Source organism: Aureispira sp. CCB-E, from assembly GCF_031326345.1.
Lineage (GTDB): Bacteria > Bacteroidota > Bacteroidia > Chitinophagales > Saprospiraceae > Aureispira.
Window position 1 is genome coordinate 1,381,412 of sequence record NZ_CP133671.1, and the last position, 26,652, is coordinate 1,408,063.

General features: G+C 35.7%; 21 protein-coding genes. 18 read left to right on the forward strand and 3 right to left on the reverse strand.

Features of this window, described 5'->3' with window-relative positions; translation table 11 throughout:
* Positions 1–624: 624 nt before the first annotated feature.
* A complete protein-coding gene (locus QP953_RS05185) occupies positions 625–1,473 on the forward strand; it encodes a prephenate dehydratase domain-containing protein (RefSeq protein ID WP_309554186.1) in 849 nt (282 codons plus the stop codon).
* A 103-nt stretch (positions 1,474–1,576) separates the two neighbouring features.
* A complete protein-coding gene (locus QP953_RS05190) occupies positions 1,577–2,647 on the forward strand; it encodes a chorismate mutase (RefSeq protein WP_309554187.1) in 1,071 nt (356 codons plus the stop codon).
* A 143-nt stretch (positions 2,648–2,790) separates the two neighbouring features.
* Here QP953_RS05190 and QP953_RS05195 read toward each other — a convergent pair whose 3' ends face one another.
* Positions 2,791–5,010, reverse strand: a complete 2,220-nt coding sequence (locus QP953_RS05195; protein WP_309554189.1) for a DUF6923 family protein — start codon at positions 5,008–5,010, stop codon at positions 2,791–2,793.
* 197 nt (positions 5,011–5,207) lie between these two features.
* Here QP953_RS05195 and QP953_RS05200 point away from each other — a divergent pair, with 197 nt between their 5' ends.
* The gene (locus QP953_RS05200) at positions 5,208–6,692 is read left to right on the forward strand and encodes a hypothetical protein (protein WP_309554190.1); all 1,485 of its coding nucleotides are present in this window, start codon (positions 5,208–5,210) and stop codon (positions 6,690–6,692) included.
* Between the two features lie 106 nt (positions 6,693–6,798).
* Here the strand turns inward: QP953_RS05200 and QP953_RS05205 are convergent, their stop codons facing one another.
* Positions 6,799–7,026, reverse strand: coding sequence for a cytochrome b5 domain-containing protein (locus QP953_RS05205; protein WP_052594495.1), 228 nt, complete (start codon positions 7,024–7,026; stop codon positions 6,799–6,801).
* Between the two features lie 456 nt (positions 7,027–7,482).
* Here QP953_RS05205 and atpB point away from each other — a divergent pair, with 456 nt between their 5' ends.
* From atpB to QP953_RS05270, 13 genes are all read left to right on the forward strand, one after another.
* Positions 7,483–8,763 carry a F0F1 ATP synthase subunit A gene (gene atpB / locus QP953_RS05210; RefSeq protein ID WP_309554191.1) on the forward strand — a complete coding sequence of 427 codons (1,281 nt, stop codon included), beginning with the start codon at positions 7,483–7,485 and terminating at the stop codon, positions 8,761–8,763.
* An 82-nt stretch (positions 8,764–8,845) separates the two neighbouring features.
* Positions 8,846–9,070, forward strand: coding sequence for an ATP synthase F0 subunit C (atpE, locus tag QP953_RS05215; RefSeq protein WP_052594494.1), 225 nt, complete (start codon positions 8,846–8,848; stop codon positions 9,068–9,070).
* Between the two features lie 125 nt (positions 9,071–9,195).
* Positions 9,196–9,708, forward strand: coding sequence for an ATP synthase F0 subunit B (locus QP953_RS05220; RefSeq protein ID WP_309554193.1), 513 nt, complete (start codon positions 9,196–9,198; stop codon positions 9,706–9,708).
* Between the two features lie 66 nt (positions 9,709–9,774).
* Complete coding sequence (gene atpH / locus QP953_RS05225) at positions 9,775–10,332, forward strand: ATP synthase F1 subunit delta (protein WP_309554194.1); 558 nt, start codon at positions 9,775–9,777, stop codon at positions 10,330–10,332.
* A 2-nt stretch (positions 10,333–10,334) separates the two neighbouring features.
* The gene (gene atpA / locus QP953_RS05230) at positions 10,335–11,915 is read left to right on the forward strand and encodes a F0F1 ATP synthase subunit alpha (RefSeq protein WP_052594491.1); all 1,581 of its coding nucleotides are present in this window, start codon (positions 10,335–10,337) and stop codon (positions 11,913–11,915) included.
* 92 nt (positions 11,916–12,007) lie between these two features.
* A complete protein-coding gene (gene atpG / locus QP953_RS05235; protein ID WP_052594490.1) occupies positions 12,008–12,904 on the forward strand; it encodes an ATP synthase F1 subunit gamma in 897 nt (298 codons plus the stop codon).
* Between the two features lie 105 nt (positions 12,905–13,009).
* Positions 13,010–15,304 carry a histidine kinase dimerization/phosphoacceptor domain -containing protein gene (locus tag QP953_RS05240; RefSeq protein ID WP_309554195.1) on the forward strand — a complete coding sequence of 765 codons (2,295 nt, stop codon included), beginning with the start codon at positions 13,010–13,012 and terminating at the stop codon, positions 15,302–15,304.
* Positions 15,304–16,059: a response regulator gene (locus tag QP953_RS05245; protein ID WP_309554196.1), complete on the forward strand. Its 756-nt coding sequence runs from the start codon at positions 15,304–15,306 to the stop codon at positions 16,057–16,059. The genes QP953_RS05240 and QP953_RS05245 overlap by 1 nt, the downstream gene beginning before the upstream one ends.
* A gap of 101 nt (positions 16,060–16,160) precedes the next feature.
* Positions 16,161–16,550 (forward strand): hypothetical protein, encoded by a 390-nt coding sequence (locus QP953_RS05250; protein WP_052594483.1) that lies wholly within the window; start codon positions 16,161–16,163, stop codon positions 16,548–16,550.
* A gap of 274 nt (positions 16,551–16,824) precedes the next feature.
* A complete protein-coding gene (locus tag QP953_RS05255; protein ID WP_052594482.1) occupies positions 16,825–17,391 on the forward strand; it encodes a peroxidase-related enzyme in 567 nt (188 codons plus the stop codon).
* Positions 17,392–17,741: 350 nt separating this feature from the next.
* A complete protein-coding gene (locus tag QP953_RS05260) occupies positions 17,742–18,401 on the forward strand; it encodes a hypothetical protein (protein ID WP_052594480.1) in 660 nt (219 codons plus the stop codon).
* 176 nt (positions 18,402–18,577) lie between these two features.
* Positions 18,578–18,946: a hypothetical protein gene (locus tag QP953_RS05265; protein ID WP_052594478.1), complete on the forward strand. Its 369-nt coding sequence runs from the start codon at positions 18,578–18,580 to the stop codon at positions 18,944–18,946.
* 57 nt (positions 18,947–19,003) lie between these two features.
* Positions 19,004–19,594: a 1-acyl-sn-glycerol-3-phosphate acyltransferase gene (locus QP953_RS05270; RefSeq protein WP_309554197.1), complete on the forward strand. Its 591-nt coding sequence runs from the start codon at positions 19,004–19,006 to the stop codon at positions 19,592–19,594.
* A 129-nt stretch (positions 19,595–19,723) separates the two neighbouring features.
* Here the strand turns inward: QP953_RS05270 and QP953_RS05275 are convergent, their stop codons facing one another.
* Positions 19,724–22,918, reverse strand: coding sequence for a CHAT domain-containing tetratricopeptide repeat protein (locus QP953_RS05275; RefSeq protein ID WP_309554198.1), 3,195 nt, complete (start codon positions 22,916–22,918; stop codon positions 19,724–19,726).
* A gap of 370 nt (positions 22,919–23,288) precedes the next feature.
* On the opposite strand from QP953_RS05275, the gene QP953_RS05280 reads away from it, so the two are divergent.
* Positions 23,289–23,882, forward strand: a complete 594-nt coding sequence (locus QP953_RS05280; protein WP_309554199.1) for a hypothetical protein — start codon at positions 23,289–23,291, stop codon at positions 23,880–23,882.
* Between the two features lie 89 nt (positions 23,883–23,971).
* The gene (locus QP953_RS05285) at positions 23,972–26,566 is read left to right on the forward strand and encodes a protein kinase domain-containing protein (RefSeq protein WP_309554200.1); all 2,595 of its coding nucleotides are present in this window, start codon (positions 23,972–23,974) and stop codon (positions 26,564–26,566) included.
* Positions 26,567–26,652: the final 86 nt, after the last annotated feature.

Consider the following 26,652-nt stretch of genomic DNA (forward strand, 5'->3'; position numbering starts at 1 on the left):
AGTGGTTTTGGTAATCCTAGTTGGTTGCTAACATACGATGAGTTCCTTATGGGAAGCTCTATAAAAATAAAAAACTTTAGGCAGAATTGGTTCCCTTTGGTTATAATTATTAGCGGATAGAAGAGAATTGCAATACTTCCTATGTTTTTGCTTTTTACCCAAATGACTTTAGCAATTTACTGTACAAATGTACTTAATGCTGCTCTATGTTAAAATAATCTGCTCAAAACTTGCATTTTCAAAAAAAAACGTTTCTCTTTGTTTTAAGATAAGGAGTAGTTATTACTCTAATAAATCAACAACAATGATATTAAACAATCTACATACAACTACTTATTTTTTCTTTTTTAGTTTATCAAACTAAGAGAGAGCAATAAAGTATACCATAAATTCATCTAAAAAGCGTCTCTCATCAATGAGAGACGCTTTTTTATTTTTACCAATAATGAAAAGCACCTTACTATACCGTCTGTCAAATCTATTTAATCTGTATTACTTTTTCTTTTTTAGAAAAGGGCGGACTTGTAGTATTCATATATAAAATATCGGAATTAAGAATCATCATATTACAAGTCTCAACTTCTCATCAAGTTGGGATTTTTTTTTATCTAAATTTCACCTTTTATGAAGACAATAGCTATCCTAGGAACAGCAGCAAGCTTTCACGAAATTGCAGCAAAACATTATTACCAAGAATCCATCAAAATTATTCCTTGTAAAACACCGAAAGAGGTACTGCAAGAAGTCAAACAGAACCCTAATTGCGAAGGAGGTATTTTGGCGATAGAAAATACCATAGCAGGATCGGTTACCAATCATTATAATTCTCTTCAAGATTTAGACATTTGTATACGGGGAGAGTTGCTGTTAAATATTCAACACCATTTAGTTGCACTTCCCAAAACATCTATTTATGATATATGGGAAATTAGAACGCACCCCATGGCAATTAAGCAATGTAGTAATTACTTGGCTAGAATCCATCCTTCTACTCGATTGTTAGCCTGTTCGGATACAGCTTCTGCTGCCAAAGAAATTTCACAACAGCACCTAAAAGGCGTGGCAGCGATAGCTAGTTCATTGGCTAGTAGTTATTACGGCTTAGAAATTTTAGCTTCTAATATTCAAAATAATAAGAACAACTATACTCGGTTTTTTATCCTTTCCAAATCCAAACAAGGAGAACAAAAAGAACACAATAAAGCGACGATTATTTTTCGATTAGATCAGAAAGCAGAGCGTTTGTCAAGCGTATTGTTACAACTTCAAGCATTAAAAATAAACCTTAGCAAGTTGCATTCTTTTCCTTTGGGAACGATTTCCAATACATATGAATTTATAGCAGATTTAGAATTTAACAATTTTAGTTGTTTTCAAAAATCGTTGATGCAATTAGAAAAAGTAACGCTAGACTATTCTGTATTGGGAACGTATCAAAAAGCAACAACGCCGCTCTGGTCTGAAATCAAATAAAAAATAAGTCTTCTGACGTGCTTAAAATTTAACAACAATACTCTAGGAAACTTTTATGGAGTTGAAGCAATCATAAAAGTTGTAGAGTAACATTATAAAACATATGAAATTACTACCCATTATCAAGAAGAAAAATAGTCCAACAATTATTGCTGGTCCCTGTAGTGCAGAAACCAAAGAGCAATTATATCAAACTTGTATGCAGCTAGCGGCTTTAGGAACGGTAGATATTTTACGAGCGGGAATTTGGAAGCCGAGAACTCGCCCTGGGCATTTTGAAGGCGTAGGAGAGATTGGGCTACAATGGTTGCAGGAGGTGAAGCAAGCCACTCATTTACCAACGACAATTGAGGTGGCTACAGCTAAGCACGTAGAATTAGCCTTGAAGTATGAGGTTGATATATTATGGGTTGGTTCTAGAACAACGACGAATCCCTTCTCGGTTCAAGAAATTGCAAGTGCATTAAAAGGGGTAGATATTCCTGTTTTGGTTAAGAACCCACCAAGCCCTGATTTGGGACTATGGATGGGAGCCATCGAGCGTTTTTACAAAAGTGGATTGCCACAAATTGCGGCTGTGCATCGAGGATTTTCTAGTCATCAAAAATCAATTTATAGAAACAAGCCATTGTGGGAAATACCGATTGCATTAAAAAAAGAATTGCCACAAATTGAACTCTTTTGCGATCCTAGCCACATCGGAGGAAATAGGGATCTTATTGCCTCTATTGCTCAATATGCATACGAGTTGAATTTTGACGGATTGATGATTGAGACGCATCAACAACCAGATGCCGCTTGGAGTGATGCCCAGCAACAGGTAACACCGGAACAGTTGGATCATATCCTTTCTGAGTTGAAAGTTCCTTTAAAAGAACTTTCTAATCCTAACGAACAACGGACATTAGACCTGCTTAGAGAGAACATTAACAAAATTGACGATGCCTTGTTAGAACTTTTGGTTTCTAGAATGGAAGTGTCCAAGGAGATTGGATTGTTCAAGCAAAAGAATAACCTCTCTATTTTGCAACAACAGCGTTGGGGGAGTCTATTGGATTCTAGGGTTAAAACAGGTAAACATTTGGGGTTAAGCGAACGTTTCTTAAAAAAATACTTAGAAGCTTTGCATCAGGAATCTATCAAACACCAGCACAAGGTGTTGTCAAAAAAATGAGCGAATTTATTATTAAAATAGTTAGTTGTGCTGCTACTATTATTAGTATAAGTAATAAAGTACAGTTCGTTGGGAGACAATGTTTTAAAGGTTGTTTTAGCGGACTGTGCACTTTAGCGACAAGCGTAAACTATTGAAGTGGTTTAACGGAATAAAGTCACATCGCCTTTCAAAGTTTCTGTGCGACCATCTATTAACAAGACCTCTACCATGTAAACAAAAACTCCTGTATTCATCGGTTTTCCTCTAAAGCGACCATCCCAACCATACCCTTCAAAGTTAGGAGGAAAATTTTGCTGTTCAAAGACGAGTTCTCCCCAACGACTAAAAATACGAAACGACATGACCTTTTGTACGTCTCCAGGACTATAGACCATTAAAATTTCATTGGTACCATCTCCATCAGGGCTAAAAGCATTGGGCACAAAAACTCGAACAGTTTCATCCACTTGTACCGTAAATGATGTAGAATCTGTACAGCCTTGTATATCGGTTCCTTTGATGGTATACGTAGTTGTTTGAGGCACTTGTATGTTCGGAGTTTGGCAAGTAGAGCAACTCAAACCGATACTAGGACTCCATTGATACTGTACAGGTGTCAACGTATTTTGGGTGACATCTCCTAGTATGATATCTCCAATCTGAATGTTTGCATCATTAGGAGCTTGAATTTCTAGTTTAAATAAAGGCTCTGTTAGTGTAAATTGAAGGGCATCTCTACAACCAAAAGCATCTTTGGTATGTAGGGTGTAAGTACCACTTTTTAGATTAGAAAATTGTAAACTAGATTCAAAATCTTCGTTATTTAAGGCATAAGCATAGGGGGCATAACCACCAACACTACTATCGACTTTTACCATCCCATTTTGTCCATCTTTGCACTGTACATTCTGCGTTGTAATAACTGTAGACAACTCCACTTGCTCGGTGATGATATGGGCAGCGGTAGTTGCTTGGCAACCTGTAGCTCCTGTAATGGTAACGGTATACTGCCCTTCTCCTAAGTTATTGATAACAGTTCCTGTTTGTCCATTACTCCACTGATAACTTAGTGGTTGGGCACCGCCTGTTGCAGTTAGCTCAATGCTTCCTGTTTGTTGCTCACAGATAATATTAGTAGCACGAGTGCTTAAATTTAATGCAGGCGTATTTAAGGTAAAAGTAGTTGGATCATTAATAGCTAATGTATTGGGATTATCTGAAAGAATGCTGTCTTTGAGGGGAGCAGGTAAATTACTTAAAACAGCTTGATTGGTATAAGTGTTTGAAGCATAATCACAAGGTATAACGGCATCTATACTAAAAGAAGAACGACCTTTGGGTAGAGTATCTATTGTAAAATGCGCTGTATGGGTGCCATTGATAGCAGTCTGCCCCGATAGACTTAAGTTGTTGATATTATAAGGAGTGGAACTCCAAACAAAACCATTGCTTAATATATCGTCAAAAATCAAAGGAGTATGAATATCGTAAAAGGATTGATTAAAAAAATCAAAAGTATAAGTAATTGTATCTCCTGCTTGAAAATTTCCTGTAACTGATTTGGTCATTTCAACGCCAAAAGAGCAAGAACAGCCATCGTTACTAGATTTGCTAGCACCTGTTCCTACAAGCTGTCCAATTCCTGTACTAGGATTTATTTTAAACATCTCATTCCCTTGATAACCTAAAATATCACCTTGTGGGTTGAAATATAAAGCGCCTGTCCATCCCCATCGATTGATAGCCACAGGAGCATTTCCAGGAATTTTTGTTTGGGCACCTGTGTTGGGATTCATTTTAAACAGCAATTTAGGATTGCCACTCCAACCGTATAACTGTTCGTCAATAGGGTTGTAGACTAAATCCGCTGAACCATAAGTGCCTGGTCCTCCAATTGTAGAAGAAGTAAGGTTGTTGATATTAACTTTTCTAAGCGTATTATCACCAAAAACATAATAATTTCCTAAAGCATCAAACGTCCCTGCATTTTTGAATGTATTTAGCCCGACAACATTTCCCATAAATTCAACTGTACCTGCTGCATCAATTCGATACAATCGAGCATTGTTTGTTTCCATGCCATACATTAAATTATCAACAGGATTGTAAGCCAAGGAATTAAAGGCTCCTGTAACACCATTTTGAGTCAAGTTAGTAATTGGGATAAACTGGACGGGATTGGTATTAACTTTATATAACATAAAATCGTTGCCATTTTTGGCAGATTGGTAAAGGCTACCGTCACAGACAAATGGTTGGCAGGCTTCGTCGATTAGCCCATCATTGTCGTTGTCAATACCATCGCCACAAATATCATAGCTTTGAGCAATTAAAAAAGAGGGCAATAATATCCCAAAAAAAAGAAAGTAAGCTCTTAACATCTCAATACAATTAAAATCAAAGGGGAGCACAAAGGTATAAAAAAGCAAGTGTTGCTCTGTTTTTTCTTTGTCATGTTTTTGATAATTTTCGACAAAAAGGAATGATTTTTCTTTTAAAAAGAAATTAAAAAATGGTAACCAAAAGATACTCTAAGGATTATAACAATAGTACTTAATCTTTTTTAAACTATATTATAATGATAAACCGTATCTTTTTGATGGGTATATTGCTTGTTTGTTTCGCCACAACAACAATTGCTCAAAATTATACCGAAGCTAATTTAATGATTGACTATGAGGACGTTGATTCTGATGGAGTTTTAACAGCAACCACAGAGGAAATGTTGCAAACCTTACTTGAAAACGTTACTAAAGAAGGTGCAATTGTTCAGATAGAACTAACGGCACATGCTGCTAATCGTACTATTGGCGAAAGTCGCTTAGAGCCTTTTGCTCTATTTTTTAACAAACAAAAAATTAAAGCCGAAAAAGTTAAACTAGTAACCCAAGTAGATGATAATAATCAAGTACACATCCAAATTCTTGTTGAGCCTACTTCAGAAGCTTTAACGACAGTAGAACAAACAATAGAACCATTAAAAGGTAAAGTATATTGTACAGGAAAGTCTAAGAAAGCAGAAGTATTTGTGATTCCATCTCATTCTAATATTGATATAAAAGGAAAAGAAGGAACAGAAGTCCTAATTAATCGACATGATTTAATGTATGAAGATGGGCAAGCTGTTCAAGAACCTATTCGGGTAGAGTTGAAAGAATTTTATAAAACGGAAGATATCTTGCGGGCAGAGCTGCACACTATGGAAGGGGATCAAGTGTTGGAAACTGGTGGAATGTTGAACCTAAAGATTACGGCTAATGAAAAACCTTTGGAATTGAAAAGAGGAAAAAGTGCTAAAATTAAAATGCCTGCTCAGACAGCAAAAAATAAAGAAGGGATGAATCTTTATTTTGGTAAGCGGATGCCGAATGGTGCTGTCGATTGGCGCCTAGAAGAACGACCTACTCCCATCGCTAATCCAACTGTTTCTAATTCAAGAGGAAATACTGAAGAAAGTGTAGCATTTAATCCAAGTTCTTATATTCAACTGAAAAAAACATCCATTATTGATAGTATTACTAGCAAGTTGAAAGTGCATGTAAAAGCTAAGCATGCAATTAGTAATAATTACCCTAATTATTCTAGAGAAAAAGTAGTACATTCTCACGAAGAAGAATATTTTGATTTAGAGTTGCCCTATCTGAACCCTGATATTGTTGATGGTATATGGCTTAATGCAGATTACCCCATACGAGATCCTTTTGCCCCCAAACCTGTTGATATAATGGTGCAAATAGAAAGTGTTCCCCATCAAGGACGTAATATAGATGGTGAGTGGATGTCTTACAAACCTACAGTCGCTTTGATGTTAAAAAATCAAGCTGTGTTTTTGAGGGGGAATATGGAGCTCGACAATCCCGTCCGTAAGCAACAAAAAATAAAATTTAGTGATGTTCCTAAAAATGAAGAAGTAATTTTAGTAGCGTTTTTAGACACGGGCAAAGAGTTGTTGTTTGCTAGTTATGAATTAACCGCAACGAAAGACATAGAAATACCTCCTTTGCATTTAAAGTCAATGTCTAAAATAGACTTTGATGATGCAATGGCTAGTATTGCTAATTAAGCTAATGAGGGAACGAACTAAAATTACAAATTGCCTATTGATTATCAGTAGGCAATTTGTTGTTTTTATTGGCATTGAATTTCAAAAATGAAAGATTGAGATTGTCTTAAACTAATTTGCCAATCGTAGTGAATTTTTCAAATACTTTCTCAGAATGTGGTGCATCTGCCAACTCAGGAGTTAAGTCTTGTCCTGCCCAATGTTCGTAATGTTTGCCATTGCGCCAAAGTCGGCTACTCGTTACATCATAAACAAACCCTTCGTATGCTACATAAATAGTCTCTTTATCTTGACCATTGTGTAGAGCTAATTGAGAGCGAGTAAATTCCGTCATAGATTATTTGTCTGTTAATATAAAAGGTTGAGTATTGATTCTTTTTCTATAATTATCAACTCATTGGTTATCCAAATGAATATACTGATTTGCATTGGTAACGTTTCTATTTTTTTACTGTTTTTGATAAAAACAACAGCAGTCTAGAAACTAGAAATGAAAAAGAAAGGCAAATATACCTATTTTAATCCTAAAAAAAACAAGTTTTATAGTTTATAGCTTGCAAGTTAATAACTTGATTTGCATCTGTTTTTCGAAATAATGTTTTGTTTAAAGGGTGTTTTCGGAAGATTTAACTACACTTTTGTTGGTTATACTATTTGCGAAAATGAAAAAGCAAAAAAAGCTTTAGAAACAAGAAAAGAAAAAAGCAAAAGATATTTTTTATTACTAAAGAAAAGCATATCTTTGCACTTGAAAACAGAATATAGTTTGTTGTTTCTTATAAAAATGAACATGTTAAAGACGTTAAAAACTACATTTTCTCTACTAGTAATCATGTTGTTAAGTTGTAATCAAACAGTGTTTGCAACAGATACTAATGAGGGGGAGACGAAAGAAGAAGATCCAATTGAAGCGATGATGCATCACTTGGGAGATGCGAATGAATTTCATATCGCTGGAGACTTGTCCATTCCGTTGCCTTGTATTGCTTGGTCTGATGATGGTTTGATGTTTACTATGTCAAGCAGTTTTGAGCACGGGCACAAAGCCGTTAATGGTTATGTTTTGCATCACGGAATTTTGATGCGTGTAGTAGGAGAGGATTTTCCTAGAGACAAAACAGTAGAAGTTTCTTTTGGTCATGGACATGGTCATGAAGCACATGACGATCACGGTCATGCTGGACATCAAACAGTAGATGAGCATGGCATTACACCACATGATGATCATGCTATAGCAGCGGATCACGCTGATAATGATGTTCATGCTGCAACCATTCAGTATGGTTCAAAAACGTATGCATTAGAAGCGTGTATGTCGCTACAAAATACAAGCTCATCTTGGCAAGATTTCTCAATTACTAAAAATGTATTTGGGATGTTGTTGGCTTTGATTCTATTAATAATAGTATTCTCAAAAATCTCAAAAGCTTACACAGCTAGAGAAAAGCAAGCACCAAAAGGGGTACAATCTTTCTTTGAGCCATTGATTATATTTATGCGCGATGAGGTAGTAAGACCAGCTATTGGAGAAAAAGATTGGAAACGTTTCTTCCCATTTGTAATGTGTGTATTCTTCTTTATTCTTTTCTGTAACCTATTGGGATTAATTCCTATCTTCCCTGGTTCAGCCAACATTACAGGAAATATTGGAGTCACAATGATGTTAGCTTTAGTTGTTTTCATCGTAGTGAACTTAAATGGAACCAAAGACTACTGGATGCATATTATTTGGATGCCAGGTGTACCAACATTTGTAAAACCTCTGTTGACGATTATTGAAGTATTAGGTTTGTTTATTAAACCAGCTACTTTATTTATTCGTTTGTTTGCAAACATTACAGCAGGTCACGTTATTATTTTGAGTTTAGTAAGTTTGATTTTCTTCTTTAAAACAGCAATGGGCTTAGGTGGTGCAGCGGCAGGAGTTGGCTTAGCCGTACCCTTTGTGTTTGCACTAAACTTGCTAGAGTTATTCGTATCGTTCTTACAAGCATTTGTATTCTCTTTGTTGACTGCCTTGTATCTTGGAAGTGCAGTAGAGACACACGATCATCACGAGCACGCTCATTAGATAGAACTTAATAATCCATCATTTAGGATTTTTATATAGATATAAATATTTTTATTTTTTTAACATTTTAAACCGTAAAGTAATGGGTGCAGGAATCGCAGCTATCGGTGCTGGCTTAGCAGTAATTGGAGCAGGAATGGGTATTGGACAAATTGGTGGAAAAGCAATGGAAGGTATCTCTCGTCAACCATCTGCAGCTGGTGACATTCGTACAAATATGATTGTAGCAGCAGCTCTTGTTGAGGGTGCAGCTCTTTTCGCAATCGTAGTAGCTCTTTTGGTTGTTTTGTTACAACCTTACAGCTAGTCAAAAGACGAACAAAAAATGGACTTAACTGGTAGCGATTGGCTACCAGTAAGTTTCTTTAATGTTGAAAAATTACAGAAGATTTTAATTATACAATTATACCATAACACAAAATATACGATAAAATGATTTTTCTATCATCAGGTTTCCCAGTGTTGAATCCAAGTGTGGGACTACTTTTCTGGACACTTTTGATTTTTATCTTAGTTTGGTTGTTTTTGAGCAAGTTTTTCAAGAACATTGCCCAAGCATTGGAAGATCGTGAAAACTTTATTGATGGATCTTTGAGCAAGGCCAAAGAAGCGGACGCTGCCCTAGAAGGCATGGAAGCTAAAAAAGCAGCTTTGTTGAAAGAAGCAGAGCAAAAAGGTTTGGAAATTCTTAGAGAAGCTGAAGCAATCAAGAAAACAAAAATTGCTGAAGGGGAAGCTAGAGGTAAAGAGCGTGAGAAAAATATCTTGGAAGCTGCAGAGCAAGACAAGAAAAACCGTATGAAAGAGTTGGAGACAAACATCCAAAACCAAATTGGTCAATCTTCTATTGATATTGCTAAGAAATTGTTGAAGAGAGAATTGGAAGGAAACCATGAGGCATTTGTACAATCTCAGATTGCCGATCTAAAGAAAGAATTAGCTTAATATTTTAATTAAGAATTTAAAACTAAGAGCTTAGTGTTCTTAGTTTGCCATTTATAAATTCTAAATATGTCAATTTTAAGAATTGTATCAAGATATGCCAAATCTATCTTCGATTTAGCAAAGAAAGAAGGAAACCTAGACCAAGTTCATACCGATGTTATGAATGCTTGGGAGGTGGCCAAAAATGAAGAGTTTGGAGATTTCTTGAAAAGTCCTATTATTCCTATCGACAAGAAGAAGGATGTAATGGATGCTGTATTTGCTAATAGCGATAAGCGTTTGTTGCAAACTTTCCATGTAATGATAGAACATAAGCGTGAGCCATACATGGGCGATTTTTGCCGTGCTTTTCACCTTATGTACAACAAAGAAAAGCACGTTTCTGCGGTTCGTTTGACTACTGCTGTTGAATTGAGTGAAGAAACAACCAAAGATCTACTCGATACGTTCAAAAAGAAAGGTTTGTTAGAACAAGAAGTAGAACTTATAAAAGAGATTAAACCTTCTATTATTGGTGGTTTTATCTTGGAATTTGATGGTCAAATTTACAACGCAAGTTTGTTGCACCAATTGGACCAAATGAAGAAGCAATTTAGTGAAAATCTGTATACCAAAAATATATAAAAATGGCTAACGTAAAACCAGACGAGATATCTGCAATCTTAAAAGAACAAATTAGCGGATTTGATACTCAGTCTAAATTAGAAGAACAAGGTACCGTACTAGAAGTAGGTGATGGTATTGCGCGCGTTTATGGTTTAACTAATGTAATGTCAGGTGAGCTAGTAGAGTTCGAAAATGGAATTCAAGCTATCGCACTTAACTTAGAAGAAGACAACGTTGGTTTGGTATTGATGGGTGCTGCTGAAAAAATTAAAGAAGGTGATAAAGTTAAGCGTACTGGAGAAGTAGCTTCTATCCAAGTTGGAGAAGGTATTCTTGGTCGTGTTGTAAATACTTTGGGTATTCCTGTTGATGGTAAAGGTGCTATCCAAGGAAAAACATACTCAATGCCTTTAGAGCGTAAAGCTCCAGGTGTAATTTACCGTCAACCGGTAAACGAGCCTCTACAAACTGGTATCAAAGCGATCGACTCTATGATTCCAATTGGTAGAGGACAACGTGAGTTGATCATTGGTGACCGTCAAACTGGTAAAACAGCGATTGCCATTGATACAATTTTGAATCAAAAAGAATTTTATGATAAAGGAGAGCCTGTATACTGTATTTATGTAGCGATTGGACAAAAAGCTTCTACAGTAGCACAGATTGCTCAAACATTGGAGATGAAAGGTGCTTTGGCGTATACAACAATTGTTGTTTCTGCTGCTTCTGACCCTGCTCCACTTCAATTCTACTCTCCATTTGCGGGAGCTGCGATTGGAGAATATTTCCGTGACACTGGACGTCCTGCTTTGATCATTTATGATGATTTGTCTAAGCAAGCGGTTGCTTACCGTGAAGTATCTTTGTTGTTGCGTCGTCCTCCAGGACGTGAGGCTTACCCTGGTGATGTATTCTACTTACACTCTCGTTTGTTAGAGCGTGCTGCAAAAGTTATCAACAACGATGATATTGCAAACGACATGAACGACGTTCCTCCTTCTTTGAAAGAAGCTGGTTTGATCAAAGGTGGTGGATCATTGACAGCATTGCCTATCATCGAAACTCAAGCGGGAGACGTTTCTGCTTATATCCCAACCAACGTAATTTCGATTACAGATGGTCAAATTTTCTTGGAGTCTAACTTGTTTAACTCTGGTATTCGTCCTGCAATTAACGTAGGTATTTCTGTATCACGTGTAGGAGGTAGTGCTCAAATCAAGCCAATGAAAAAGGTATCTGGTACCTTGAAATTGGACCAAGCTCAATACCGTGAGTTAGAGGCGTTCTCTAAATTTGGTTCTGACTTGGATGCTGCTACCAAAGCAGTACTAGACAAAGGGGTAAGAAACGTAGAAATCTTGAAACAAGCTCAATATTCTCCTGTAGCTGTAGAGGAGCAAGTAGCTATCATTTACTTGGGAACAAAAGGTTTGGTTCAAAATGTACCAGTAGAGCGTGTAATGGAATTTGAAGCGTTCTTCTTGGCTAAGATGAAAGAGCGTCATAGTGATGTATTGGCGAACTTCCGTTCTGGTAAATACGATAAAGCTGATTTAGCAAAAGTAGAAGCTTTGGCTAAAGAGTTAACAGCTAAATTTTAAGCGTAATAATAATAGTTTTTAAAGTTGGATGGAATAGTTCTTATTTTATCCAACTTTTGCTAACTACTATGATATAAAATAAAGAATTAAAAATGGCAAACTTAAAAGAAGTAAGAGAACGTATCTCGTCTGTTATATCTACTCAGCAGATAACAAAAGCTATGAAAATGGTAGCTGCTGCTAAGCTGCGTCGTGCACAACAGGCTATTGTTGAAATGCGTCCTTATTCCAACAAGTTAAGTGCTATGTTATCCAATATTCTTTCCAATTTGGAAGGTGATGCAAGTACTTCTTTTGGTGTTGAGCGTCCAGTTAAAAATGCTTTGGTTGTCGTCATAACTTCTAATAGAGGATTGTGTGGAGGTTTTAATACCAATGTTTCTAAGTTGGCAATAGAGCTATCTGAAACCAAGTACGAATTGGAATACAATGCTGGAAATTTGACATACCTTTTTATTGGTAAAAAAGGATATGACTACTTAAAAAGCCGTGTTCCTAATGCTATTTTGAATACAGAGCACATGGGCTTGGTAACCAAAACATTTGGTTTTGAAGATTCTTCTAGAGTAGCGAGTGAATTGATGTCTAAATTTGAGACAGAGCAATACGATGCTATCGACATTGTTTATGCACAATTCAAAAATGCTGCTATTCAAAACTTTACTGTAGAGCCTTTCTTACCTGTTGCTAAATTAGAAGTAACAGAAGATGGTACGGATGAAAACGCAGATTTCATCTTTGAACCTAACAAGGAAGATTTATTGGACTACTTGGTGCCTACTATTCTTAAAACGCAGTTGCACAAAACTATTCTTGATTCTAATGCTTCGGAGCAAGGCGCTCGTATGACAGCAATGGAAAATGCAACCGAGAATGCTGAAGACTTGTTAAAAGAACTGAAAATTAACTATAATAAAGCTCGTCAAGAAGCAATTACTGCTGAAATTTCCGAAATCGTTGGTGGTGTTGCGGCATTGGAAGATGCTTAAGATTAATAGGAGTTTAATCCTTATTAAAAGGGCTTGCAGAGAAACTGCAAGCCCTTTTTTTGTATATTGGGCGCATTATAATATTTTAAAAATACATTGTTCTATATGGTATCTAAATTCAAAGGAATGGGGTGTTTAAAACAACTCTATTATTGCCTTCTTTTTGGGGTTTGTTTATGGACGAATATTGCCACAGCACAGACCGATAATATTTTGGACTCGTTGCAGCGGTCTTATGCGTTGACAACAATAGATACTGTCAAGGTAGAATCTTTGATAGGATTGGGGGATTATTATTTGTACAAAAATCTAGATTCGACAGTTGGATATTATAATAAAGCACAAACAACCATAGAAGGGCTAAATTCTGAAATTCGAGCTAAGTATGAGCCTTTGTTGTTGCACTATACTTCGATTGCTTATACTAGTTGGGGGTATGTCAAAGAAGGCATGGAATACGGACAAAAAGCCTTGAAGAGTTATGAGGCTGCTGGTATGCAAGAGGAAGCATCGGATATTTATATGGTTATAGGAACACTTTATGGGCAAATGGGAGAGGTGCAAAAAGGAACCAAATTATTGTTAAAATCCATTGCTATTAAGAAAGAGTTGAACGCAACCAAAAAGTTAGGACATGCCTATATGAATTTGACCTTGTTGTATAGAGATTTGGGAATGCTAGATTCTGCGGTTGCTTCTATTGATAGTGCGCTTACAAGATTTAAAGCGCAAGGTTTTGAAATGGGAGTGAATCGCTCGTATCAAATTAAGGGGGAAGTACACAAATTTGCAGGAGAAAATAAGAAAGCATTAGAGGTTTATCAAACGGCATTAGAATCGTATAGAAATCAAACAACCAAGGATATAAAAGGAAAAATTGTGCTACTTAATAGCATTGCAGGATTGTATAAAATACTCAAAGAATATGATCGTGCAATTGTTTATTATCAAAATGGGCTAGATCTACTCCAAACTACGGATAATAAAGAACTGGAGGGTTTAATTAACCACAATATAGGAGGCGTTTATTTGGAGGAGAACAGATACGAAGAAGCTTTGGATTATTATCAAAAGGGATTGAATTTTTATGAGCAAATTAGTCACCCAACAGGTCGTTCTAGGAGTTATCGAGGGATTGGCAATGTTTATCAAAGCACAGAGAAATATGACTCTGCTATTGTCTATTATACCAAAGCAACAAATGTATTGGCGTCTAAAAAGAATTTAGATTATGGAGACATTTGTAAAAATTTAGCAAAGTTACACTATGAATTATATTCAAAAACAAGAACAGAAAACTCTACAGAGGCTGCTCAAAGTTTAAAAGAAGCTCAATACTATGCCGAAGAAAGCATTGAGTGTCCTGCGGCTAATTTAGATGCGAGTTTGGGGCGGTATAGAATTTTAAAAGCAATTTATCAAGCTACTAATAATTATAAAGATGGATTGGAAGTGGCTAATCAAATCATTGAACTCTCGGATTCTTTGTTTAAGAAAAACAAAATTGATGCTGTTTTGGATTTGGAAACCAAATATCAAACCGAAAAAAAGGAATTTGAAATCAAAAGCCTCAACCAAGAAAAAGCCTTGCAATTGGCAGAAAATAAACAGCAAAAAACGCTGTTGTATGCAGGAGGTGGCATACTGGTAATTGCTCTATTGCTATTGGGGATGCTGTACTGGTTTTTTGCTCAAAAGCGTCGAGCCAATGCTGCTTTAACTGCTAAAAACAATTTGATTACGCAACAAAAAAAGGTTGTCGATCAGCAAAATGAAGAAAAGGAACTCTTGTTGAAAGAAATCCATCATCGTGTTAAAAATAATTTGCAAATCATATCGAGTTTGTTAGATTTACAATCGAACAAAATTGAAGATACAACGGCTCGAACTGCTATTGCAGATGGACAAGCTAGGGTGAAGTCAATGGCACTCATTCACCATAAATTGTATCAACATGAGGACATTGCTACCATTAATTTTAAGGAGTACACAGAACAGTTGTACCATCAGATTATGGCAACCCTTACTGACATGGAACCCAATTTAATTTTGGACATAGATGCTAAGGTTGCTTTTGATATTGATACGGCTATTCCACTAGGTTTAATCCTAAACGAGCTGTTGACCAATGCTTGCAAATATGCTTTTGCGAATAACACGAGACCTGAATTAAAAATAGTTTTAAAGAAGTTGGAAGAAGGGAGTTATTTGTTGCAAGTACAAGATAATGGGAAAGGGATGCCCGTAGACTTTCAATTGCAAAAAGCAAGAAGTTTGGGATTAAGGTTGGTGCGTCGATTGAGCAAACAACTGTTTGGAAAGGCTACTTATGAAAATTCTAACGGCGCACTTTTTAGCATTTATTTTAAAGATACAGCACTTCGAAAAACGATTGATTAATGGGAATGATTAAGATTTTGGTTGTTGAGGATGAAATGATCATAGCAGACAATATTTGTTCTATTTTGGAAGAATTGGGCTATGATGTTTTGGAACCTGCAATTAGCTATACAGAGGCTTTGGAAATTTTGGAAGCAGAAAAGCCAGACTTGGCATTGTTAGACATTCAACTGGCTGGGCGACGAGATGGCATTGATCTGGCTTGGAAAATCAAAGACGAGTATCAAATTCCATTCATATTTTTAACCTCCAACGCAGATCCTGCAACAGTAGAACGAGCCAAAAAAGTAAGCCCACCAGCTTATTTATTAAAGCCTTTTGATAAAAACGATTTGTATACTTCGATAGAGATAGCCTTGTACAATTACAGTCAAAATAATACAGGAGAATTAGGAGAAAAACGCTTGCCAGAATCAGAAGAAAGAACCGAAAATGTCGTCCTTAATGAGGCCTTATTTGTTAAGCACAAGCAAAGCTTTCAAAAAGTTAATTTTGAAGACATTTTGTTTCTCAAAAGCGAGCATGTTTATATTCGAATCATTTTGAACAATACCAAGGAGTATTTAATCCGCAATAGTATGTCTAAGTTTATAGAACGCTTACCAGACTATTTCTTTAAAATTCATAGAAGTTATGTCATCAATTTAAAACAGGTAGAAAGCATAGGAACAATCTATTTAACAATCAAAGGACATGAATTACCATTTGGAAAAGGGTATCGTGCAGAATTACTAAAAAAAGTGAATGTAGAGTAAAAACCTACCATTGAGAACATCATTAGACTATTTGAGAACTTCTATCCGCTAAATTTGCGCCGAATGATAGATATTTAGGCATTAATTAAATCTATTTTTATATGTCTCGTTCTCAAATACTCATTATTAGTCAACATACGCCAACAATCAATCATTTAACTGCTCTTCTAACAGAGTTAGATTATCAAGTGTTGAGTGCTGGTGTTGGTTGTTCTGAGTTATTAAGAAAAGAAATCGTAATGTTGATTTTGTATCCTATTCAAGAACAAGACATTGCTTATTTAAGTTGGATTCAAGACATTAGTAGAAAGCATTGTGTCCCTTATTTGTTCTTATCGTCGAGCCTTTCGCCTTCTTTGTTGGAAGAAATAAAGACCTTGCCTCCTCCTGTCTATTGTGCTAAAATGGGAAACAAAGATAGCTTATATGCTTATCTAGAAATTGTAAAATATCATTTTTATAAAAAAATGTCAAACGATAAAAAAGGCTAAAAAACTTAAAAAGAGCATTAATTTTTTGCAACGTTCGATAAGGGAATCCGAGATTTATTTCGGAGTCCCTTTTTTAGTAATTGTCTCAAAACTTACCAACGAATCCATATTTTATAGCTAGATAAGAGCTTCTTTGGATGGGAATCTTTATTTTTAACCTTAGAATTTTAGCAATTCATTCGTTAACCATTTGGATCAAAAAGCTTTTGTCGGTCAGTTCGTTCTTGGAGTGATCGTAGCGAATTATTAATTATTGAAATTAAAAGTTGATAACATGGCGCATATCAAAGTAATTGAACACGAGGAAGCAGAAGGAGAATTAAAAGAAATTTATGATGATTTGATAAAGAGTAGGGGAAAACTTGCTTCTGTACACAAGATTCAAAGTCTTAATCCGAGTACAATTGTAGCACACATGGATTTGTACATGAAAATTATGTTTGGAAAATCTCCGTTGCGTCGCTATCAACGAGAAATGATTGCTGTTGTCGTTTCTGTTTATAATAATTGCTTATATTGTACGACCCATCACGCAGAAGCTGTACGTCATTTTTGGAAAGATGAAGCTAAGGTAAATCAATTGATAAAGGATTATACTCAAGTTGATTTATCGGAGGAAGATCGCTTATGGTGCGATTTGGCAAAGCAATTGACACAAAACCCTTCTCAAGCCGATGAAGCTGTTTATTTACAACCTTTAAGAGCATTAGATGTAGAAGATCGGGCTATTTTGGATGCGACATTAGTGATTGCTTATTTTAATTTTGTTAATCGAATTGTATTAGGTTTGGGCGTTGATTTAGAACAAAACAATGGCGCAGGAGGTTATAAATATGATTAGAGTAGACAATAGTTAGTAGTGCTGTTATTTTGTAGAGTAGTCGAATAAGCAACTTCCTAAGAAGTTCATATATAGACCTTAATCCCTGTTTTTTAGCCCCTATTTTACACCGTTTTAATATATATGCACAATAGTTAGCTGCGCTGCTACTACGTGGTCGTTGAAAACCTTTATTAGTTTACTTCGTGAGTGCTGTGCAGTTGATAATTAGAAAGTTGTGGATTCGTTGTGTTTTATGTTAAGGTTTTGGTTATTAAGGTAATATAGATGTTGTTTTTTATCTTTTTAGTAAAAAGTAAAAAAACAACGAACGACTAATATGCAACAACGTCTCCATAAAAATTATTAATATGAAACCTTGTATTTGTTGTCTGAGCATTTTTATTTTGGGTTGTTTAACAGCTTGCAGTAGTGAAGAAACAGCAGAAAATGCCAATCAAGAAGCATTCGTACAAATAGATACAACAGTTCGGTTGATTCAGAAATCTGTAGAAGATGCTGCCCGTATAGATAGCTTGAGAGCAATAGATGCTGCTGAAAAGGCAAAACAACAGGCCATTCAATTAGAAACAGCCCTAGCGACTACGCTGGCATTAAAAAAAGCATATGACGAAAGTGTAGAGGAAGCAGAAAATTATGTGGAATCAGTACCATTTTCTGCTTTTTTGGGAAAACCTACAGAATCAGGAGCACTAGAAATTATTCAATTTGGAGATCAATACATTCGAGTTTATGCGGATTATTTTGATGGGGAGCCAATAGGAGGTAAGCTGTTTTTTGTTAAAAATCGTGCTTTAGTTGCTGTCGAAGTGATTCAGTTAAAAGAGAGAATAACAGAGAATGGAGCTAGAATCGAAGATGAAAGTACACAAATATCTTACTATCATGATGACGTTTTATTACAAACAATTGATTTGTTGACTAATGAGCCTATCGAAAGTAATATCGTTTGGAATGAGGAACATTTAGCAGATTGGAAATTAGTGAAAGAGCAGATTGAAATACTTTAAACACTTTATTTTACTAGTTTCTTGTATTGGTTTTGATTATCAGTTTTCAGTGCAAAGATTGGCAAAAATATATCTTGTTAATAATCAACTGCGAAGCACTCCTGCAATACCACGTAGTAGCAGCGAAGCTAAACTGATACGATTGTTAAACGGAGTAATGGATTATTATATATAGAATGATAAAAAGTAAACACACAGAGAAATATCGCTCGTATGTTGAAGCGGGACAGAGCTACGATGAAATAAGAGCTTTAGCGATCAAAAATGGGATAAAGGGAGATGAATTGATATCGTTAATGAGAGATTTGGATCCTTACATTTTGGAGCGGGATGAGCAGAAAGCAATTCAACGGCAGGCAAGAGAAATGATCTGGATAGGCATTGCTTTTTGTTTGATTGCAGGGATGATGTCTCTGTATTCGTTGATTAATGACGAAGGGCATTATATTTATTTGGTTTACTTTATTTTTTTAGGAGGGGCATTGATTTTTTACAATGGCTGGAAAAAAAAGAATTATTGGGAACAGCAAGATTTGGAGGATTAGCAAACGAATCTTATCGCAAAGCAATTGTTTTGGATGCGAGTTGTGTGACTAAATGTTATGAAGAAAATAATAGGAAAAATCGTTATAAAAATTTTGGGGTGGAAAATAGATCCAAATACTCCTAAAGAGTTATTTGAAAAGTGTGTTGTGATTGCTGCCCCGCATACTTCTAATTGGGATTATCCCATAGCCGTGTACTCGATGGCAGCTTTGGGAGTAAACCTACGTTATACCATCAAAAAAGATTGGATGAAGTTTCCTTATGGTGGTTTCTTTAAATTAATGGGAGGAATTGGTGTGGATCGATCGATACCGAATAATCGTCATCAGCGTGTGAATCTTGTGAGCGCTATTGCCAATCTATTTAAAAAACACGATCAATTGGCGGTTATTGTTCAAGCAGAAGGAACACGGGCACTGCAAAAAAAATGGAAAACAGGGTTTTATTATATTGCTTTGGAAGCAAATGTACCCATTGCTTTGGGGTATTTAGATTACCAAAAGAAAGTGAGTGGTATTGGTAAAATGATTTATCCAACGGGGGATATTCATCGAGATATGTCGGAAATTATGGATTTTTATAAAAATATCACACCAAAATTTTCGGATAAGTTTGCCTTGGACGAACGGTACAGTGGGAGCAAGTAGTGGGGGGCTAGGGGGATTGAATTGTTATCATCTAATTCTTGCTGCATTAAATGAAAAAATAGAATATGTCCAGTCAGAGCAATATTGGAAAGATTATGTTGCCACTCAGGAATTATTAAGTCAATTCAACTAAGCTCCAGATGAACGTTGTGCCAACAGATACCGTCCAATTCTCCAAAGTACACCAATAACAAATACGCCACCCAGAAGATACCAATACCAAGGATGAGATTTTTGTGCTAGGGGAATGGCTTGTTGATTGCCAATACAAATCATACTAGCCCAGAAAAAGGGATGAGCAGTAAAACCTTTGTTATTGTTTAAGTATTGAATCTTGGCATTTTGCATGGCTTCATCTTTGGTTAATCCTTGAGCTAGCCCTGCGTAAAACGACTGAATTACCTCCACACTAGTTTCGTCATTCAGTTCCCACAACGTCATGACAATACTAGGAATTCCAGCATACATAAAGCTACGTCCTAATGAAATAATACCTTCTCCTTGTGCGTATTTTCCATAGCCCGTTTTGCAAGCCGACAAGACAACCAGGTTGGCATGATGCCCATTGAGATGTTGTGTTTCATAAGCATATAATAAATTATCTTCCAAAGAGTCTAGGTTTTCTGTAAAAAGTAAGGCAGAATAAGCAGGATGATTATAATCTACGACTCCATGCATGGCTAAGTGAACGACACTATAACTGTGCTGTTTTAATTGCTGTTTAAAATTATGCTCATTGGCCGCTTGATAGGTAAAAAAGGAACCTTTAAATTTTTCTTGAATCTTCCTTAGTTCTGTTATGGTACCTGGAATAGGAACAGCCAAATTGTGCGTATGCGTTTCCTCAGCACTTCTTTCTTTTGTAAGAGAAGGAGAGAAATTTTCGTAGGCAAACTGCTGCCCATAGCTTGCCGCAAAGCCTAATATTCGACCATTTTCTGTATTTACTTTTCGTTGGTTATTAGCCATAATGGCGGCTGAATACTCATAATGGACGGTATAATCTTGTATTAAGTAAGGGAGGCTTTGATAATCAATGCCTTTTGTTTGAAGTGTGTCCGTTAGCAAGGCTTCAAAAGGAACGTAATGCAAGCCTCTGTCGGGAACAATAATAAGATGTTTTTTACCATTTAATAGTTCATCTTCTAAGGTGTTTTTATATAACCAATAAGCTGTTGTACAAAAGACTTGGTAAGCCTCTTGTTCCTGTTGCAAAATAAAGCTAACATTAGACAAAGAACGTCTAAGGTCTTTTATTTTTTCATTAAATATCGCTATATCAAAATTGGATATTTCTTTTATTTTGACAACTTCTTTAGAGATATAAATCACAAAAAAATGATTATTACTAATAAAGTACTCAATAAAAAGCTCATCGTCATCTAAATGCCTTTGCACTTCTTGGGGAGCAACAATCGAATCTCTACCATAGTCCCAAGATCGATAACTAGGATGAGTAGCTTGAAGATATTGCTCAAACGAATCGAGTTTTTGTTCTAATAGCAACATTTTTTGGAGGTAAATTGCTTCTTTTTCTGGATTTTGTTCTTTTTTTGCTTCTAAAATATGCTCCTTACATCGATCAATTTGTACGATATAGTTTTCTTCTTGTTGTAATAGCGCTTTAGAAATTCCAGTCCCTCCCTCGGTATAATTATTTCTAAATTTCAGAATATTTTCATTTAACAAAGCAGACTTACTGTGTTCGGCATAGTCAAAAATAGACATCTTGTATGCTTCGTTGTTTTGTTTTTTATACAAATTCCATGCTGTTGATGCTGCTTTTTCATATACAGGGCGGAGGCGATTGATCGACAACAATTTCGATTCATTATCAATATAGTGATCTCTCAAATAGTTGGTTAGTAAAATGATGTTGTTAAAATCACTATGGGCACGATTGAGCTTTCCTTCTTGAACAAAAGCATCCCCTCTTTTTTGATAAGCTTCAATAGCAATAGACTTGTCTAGTAAATACTCTAACAAAAGAATTTTGTCATTTTGATTTTCGGGGCTTTCATCTAACAGCAAAATCACGGTATCCATGTAACTAATCGCTTTGGGATAATGCCCCTCTTCGGCAGCCAAGTGCCCAATTTTGAAATAAATTGAAGCAACTTTGGTGCCTTGATGTCCATATTTTTGTGTAGCGAGCTGAAGTGCTTTGAGATAGTATTTTTTAGCCTCTATATAATTTCCCAAAGCTTCAAAAGCATTCCCAATATTTAGGTATGCTTTATCAACTCCTAGTTGGTGTTTTTTTATATAGGCGATATTTTTTTTGTAATAATCAAGAATGGAATCATTAAAATTGAAGTGATTGTAATAGTACGCCATAGATAGGTGCTCAAAATTATTTTCCCTCAATTGTAAAATGGGATCCTTGGATAGCAAAGGAATATACTCTGGAATTTTTCCAAAATATAAATCTGCTTCGTTGCTTTTTTCTTTTTTTTCGTACAATTCACCAATGCGAGTACAAAGCTTAATAAGCGCCCCAAAATCGTTTAGCTTTTCATAGATAATAAAGGCATTTTTATAGTAGATAATTCCTTGTTCTATATCGTCATTCTCGGAGTACATACGCCCCAAATTGCTGTAGTATTTGGCAACAATTGAAGAATCTTTTTGGTGATGATCTTTAAGCAAAAACTGATATTCATAGTCCAAACCTTGATGGGTCATATCAATTGCCTTTTCGATGCGTCCTTGCTGATATAAAATAGAGCCATAGAGTTGATAAATATACTTAAATGCCAAACTAGAATTGGGTAAATAATCTAAGGCAACTTGATAGGTGCTATCCATTTGTGTATCGATAAGGCTAAAATCACTGGCATTGTTATAATAAATGGCATAGGTCGCAATTAAAGAAGCATTGACATAGCGTTTCCAATCCTTGCATTGCTTCAAAATCAGACAAGCTTGCAATGCATGATTATAAGCTAACTGATAATCAGCGGCGCCCCATAGTGCCCAAGCTTTGGACGTAAAAAAAAGCCCTAATAGACGACTGTTTGGAAGTAGTGTAGGAGAAAAGTTTTTTGCTACTTTATCTAATAAAAGAACCGATTTTTGAAAAGAATCTTTTTGAGCCCAGATAGTGGCTGTGTTGATGGCACAGTGCGCCAAACCTTCGAGGTCGTTTTCTGCTTTAAAAAGTTGCTGAGCTTTTTTATTCAACCGTTTGGCTATCGCCAAATCCATGTCCTCGTAAATTAAATATTCGCTGCTATCTACTAACTTTTGAGCAGATAAAGGGGCTTGAGCAAGCATGGCTGTAGCGTGAAAAGATAATAGGATATAGAGTAAAAGTAAGGGCATTGATAATATTTCTTGAGTGTGATAGCTTTGTAAAATAACGTTTTTTATGAGGATAATCGTATTTTATAGCTTTATAATCAACTTAATATTGTTGTTTGGCTCGCCTTTCGTGGGGTGCTTACTGTATGGCTGAAAATTAGTCCCTAAACAAAGTCTTTGGGGCTGAGTAAAACTCACTGGATCAGTTTAGTTTGGCTTGGTTATCACAAAATGAGAGTGATTAAAGTTTAATAAAAGGGTTTGAATTATATGATTTTTATTGATTTTGTTAGAATGAGAGTTGCTTCCTTCCAAGTAAAATTGTATATTAGTTCCCCTCAAAAACTACTCAAACAAAAGAAATCCCTATTAGCGAATACAAAAGCAATATATGCTACGTCGATTATTTGTCAAAGAGGCATTTGAACACATAGAAGAAGAGTTGAAAGCTATTTATAAAATCTTTGGTATAGAAGAACAAAAATTAAAAACCAAAAAGCAAGTAGCAACTTATTCTAAATCGTATGATTATACAGTAGAAGGAACGATTCGAAACCATCGTTTTGTTTTAAACTTATATCAAAATCCCCTCAAAGAAGAAACTAAAAAACAACAATTGGAGTTAATTATTCAATGTGAAAACCCAAACTGGACAACACTTGTGCTCCAAAAAAAGACGATTGTAAAATCAGACCAAAAAAAAACATTAGATATAGAACCAATTCATCAGTTGAAAAATGTTAACTTAGATAAGTTGATATTGGCTTCTAATAACAACGAGTGTTTGGAAGAGTTGTTTGATATTGCAATGGGAGAGAAAGTTACCATTTTGAACAAGATAAAATTCTCTTCATTTGTTTTAGAACGCAAACGCTTGTATATAAAGACAGCTTGGTTACCCGATACTTTTTCAAAAAGACAAGCACTAATACAATTGCTAGATTTTGCAATTAACTTGGTAGAAAAAATAGACGGAGAGGAATAGGTATTCGTAGAATCTTATATTGGGTGATCGCCTTTAATCGAACTACTTGTATAATTTGCTAGACAATCGTTGCTAATAAAAACTTCTTCATGTCTAATCAATACCTTTTAAAAGAAAGTAGAACAGTTATTGAATTAGCAGCCAAGCCTTTTGCTGGTGGAGGCGAAGGTGATTTGTATAAAATAGTAGCTCCGACAGCGTATCAAAATTATGTTGCCAAACTGTATCATCCCCACAAAAGGAGTCAACAACGAGAAGAGAAAACACAATATCTGATAGAAAACCCTCCCATCGGGCTTTCTGAAAATGACGCCATTGTTTGGATAAAAGATGCTTTGTATACCCAATCGTATCAATTTGTAGGATTTGTCATGCCTTTTGCAAAAGGACAAAAATTGGAATTGCTTTGTTTGGGAAAACTACCCAAGCATTTGGGGAAGCAGTGGCAACGATTTAGTTTTAACGCTCCAGATTCACTTCAGTATCGGTTAAGAATTTGTTTTAATCTAGCAGCTGCGATTTATCAAATGCATGCTACCGAACATTATGTGTTGGTTGATATGAAGCCTGAAAATATTTTGATACAACCCAATGGCTTATTGGCAATTGTTGATACAGATTCTGTTGAAGTAGTTGAGGAGGAAGTCGCTATTTTTCCAGCTCCTGTAGCTACTCCCGAGTATACACCACCCGAATTTTATTCAAATGCGCATCGAAAAAATGAAACGGTCAGTGAGTCTTGGGATCGTTTTGGTTTAGCAGTTATTTTTTATAAATTATTATGTGGCATTCATCCTTTTGCCGCATCAGCGAACCCGCCTTATGATCATTTGGTGAGTTTGCACGAGAAGATTGAGCATGGTCTATTTGTTCATCGTACCATTAATCGAGCCGTATTCTCTGTTGTCCCTCCCCCTCATCAGCAATTTTATACTATAGACTCAAATTTACAAGAGCTATTTATCCAATGTTTTGAAGAAGGGCACGAAAATCCCGAAGCTAGACCAACTGCGGATGAATGGTGTTCTGCTTTTTTGATAGCAATAGGTGATCCAAAGCTTGAAGCTCATTTTGCGCATATTCTAGGACTTTGGGGTAATGTTTCAAAGTTGAAAATGAAACTCCCTTCTGTCTTGTATCAGCAATATTTAGAAGAATTACATCCTAAACGTTGGTTGGAAGAACAAGTATCGGCTGTTTTTGGGAGCTTGCCTCCTTTGCCAATTACATTACATCAAGCCATTGAATCAGGGAAACAGCAAATTCAATTAGCATTGACATTCAAAGATTATGTATTGTCTTTTATTGTACTGGGGATCTTGCTTTTTATAATAGGGAGTTGTACACCATTAGGAGGGTGGATGATGGGAGATTTTTGGCTGTTGCCTATATGGCTAATTAATTTAGTAATTATTGGCTTGATGTTAAGTTTGTGGAGCGTTTTTCCTCGAGTAGTTTCTTGGACTCGACATATAGCTTCACCAGAGGTGAAAGCCCGCAAATTGTGGAAGCGATTTCGGTTAACATACCCTCAGTTAAAACGTGACGTAATAGAAACGAAGCGTGTTGTTTTAGAAAAACTTTTAGTAAAAAATAAGGTACAAATAGCAGCTATTGAAAAGGAAAAAATTCAATATGAAGCTCCATTAAAAAAATATTTGCAAGAGCAAGATATTAAAGTGAAAACGTTAATGGGAGAACGAAAGGTGGCTTTGGAGGCAATTAGTAAAAAATACCTTGAACAAACAGTACATAATCAACTATTGGTTGCAATGAATGGTCGTTATATTTTGGCATTGCACAAACGGTTGAAAAGCTTCTATCAAAATAGCTTAAAACTATTGGGTCAAAAGGAAAAAAAAGTATTAGAGGAGGCTTATCGAAAGGCGAAGACGAAATTGAAAGAAGAAATTGACATAGGACAGCAAGCACTGATGGATGAAGCCATGTCTATTTTTGATTTAAACTATTTTTATGATAAACATTTCAATGCAGATAAACTAGAGAAAGCTAGTCTGAAAAAACTAATAGAAAAATACCCCATTAAAAATTTGAGAGACATCCAAACAATGAGCCAAGGAGGTAATGGTGATTTGACAATTATCCTTTGCAAAGAGAGCCCTAATTATGAGAAAGGAGTGGACGAAATATACTTGTCTGTGAAATCACACCAATATCTAGAGAAGCTCTATGCTGCATATTTGAAATATCAAGAAGGTATTGTTTATGCCCAAACTCATGACATTAATTATGGAAAGGCTTACTTTCAGGAACGATATGCGCATAAACGAGAACAGGATGAAAAACTGTTGGAAGATTTGAAAGATACTTATCAAAAACAATTAGAGGAGTTACAGCAAGTGGATTTACCTCAAAAGAAACAAGCTTTGAAGAAGGATTTTGAAGCTGCCAATGTTTTATTAGAGCAGTTGATTGAGCAAGAAAAAGAGGAGATTGAAAAAATCGAACAGACGTTTAAAACTCAATATGAACTGATTTATAAAGAGAGCGAAGCAACGATGTCAAAAATGACCCAACGATTGGAGGATATGAATAAAGATTACAGAATAGAGGTGCAAGCACTTCTGTCGTCGCCATCTATAGAGAATATTCAATTAAATATTCAAGAAAAAATACAACAAGCTCACAAAGATATCGTTGCCTTAGAAGGACTCAAATTATAAACGTAGTTGGTGATAAATTGTAGCTATCAGAGCGTGCCAAATCTTTGACGACGCTCTAATAGCAAGTAGCAATTTGCGCTTATTTA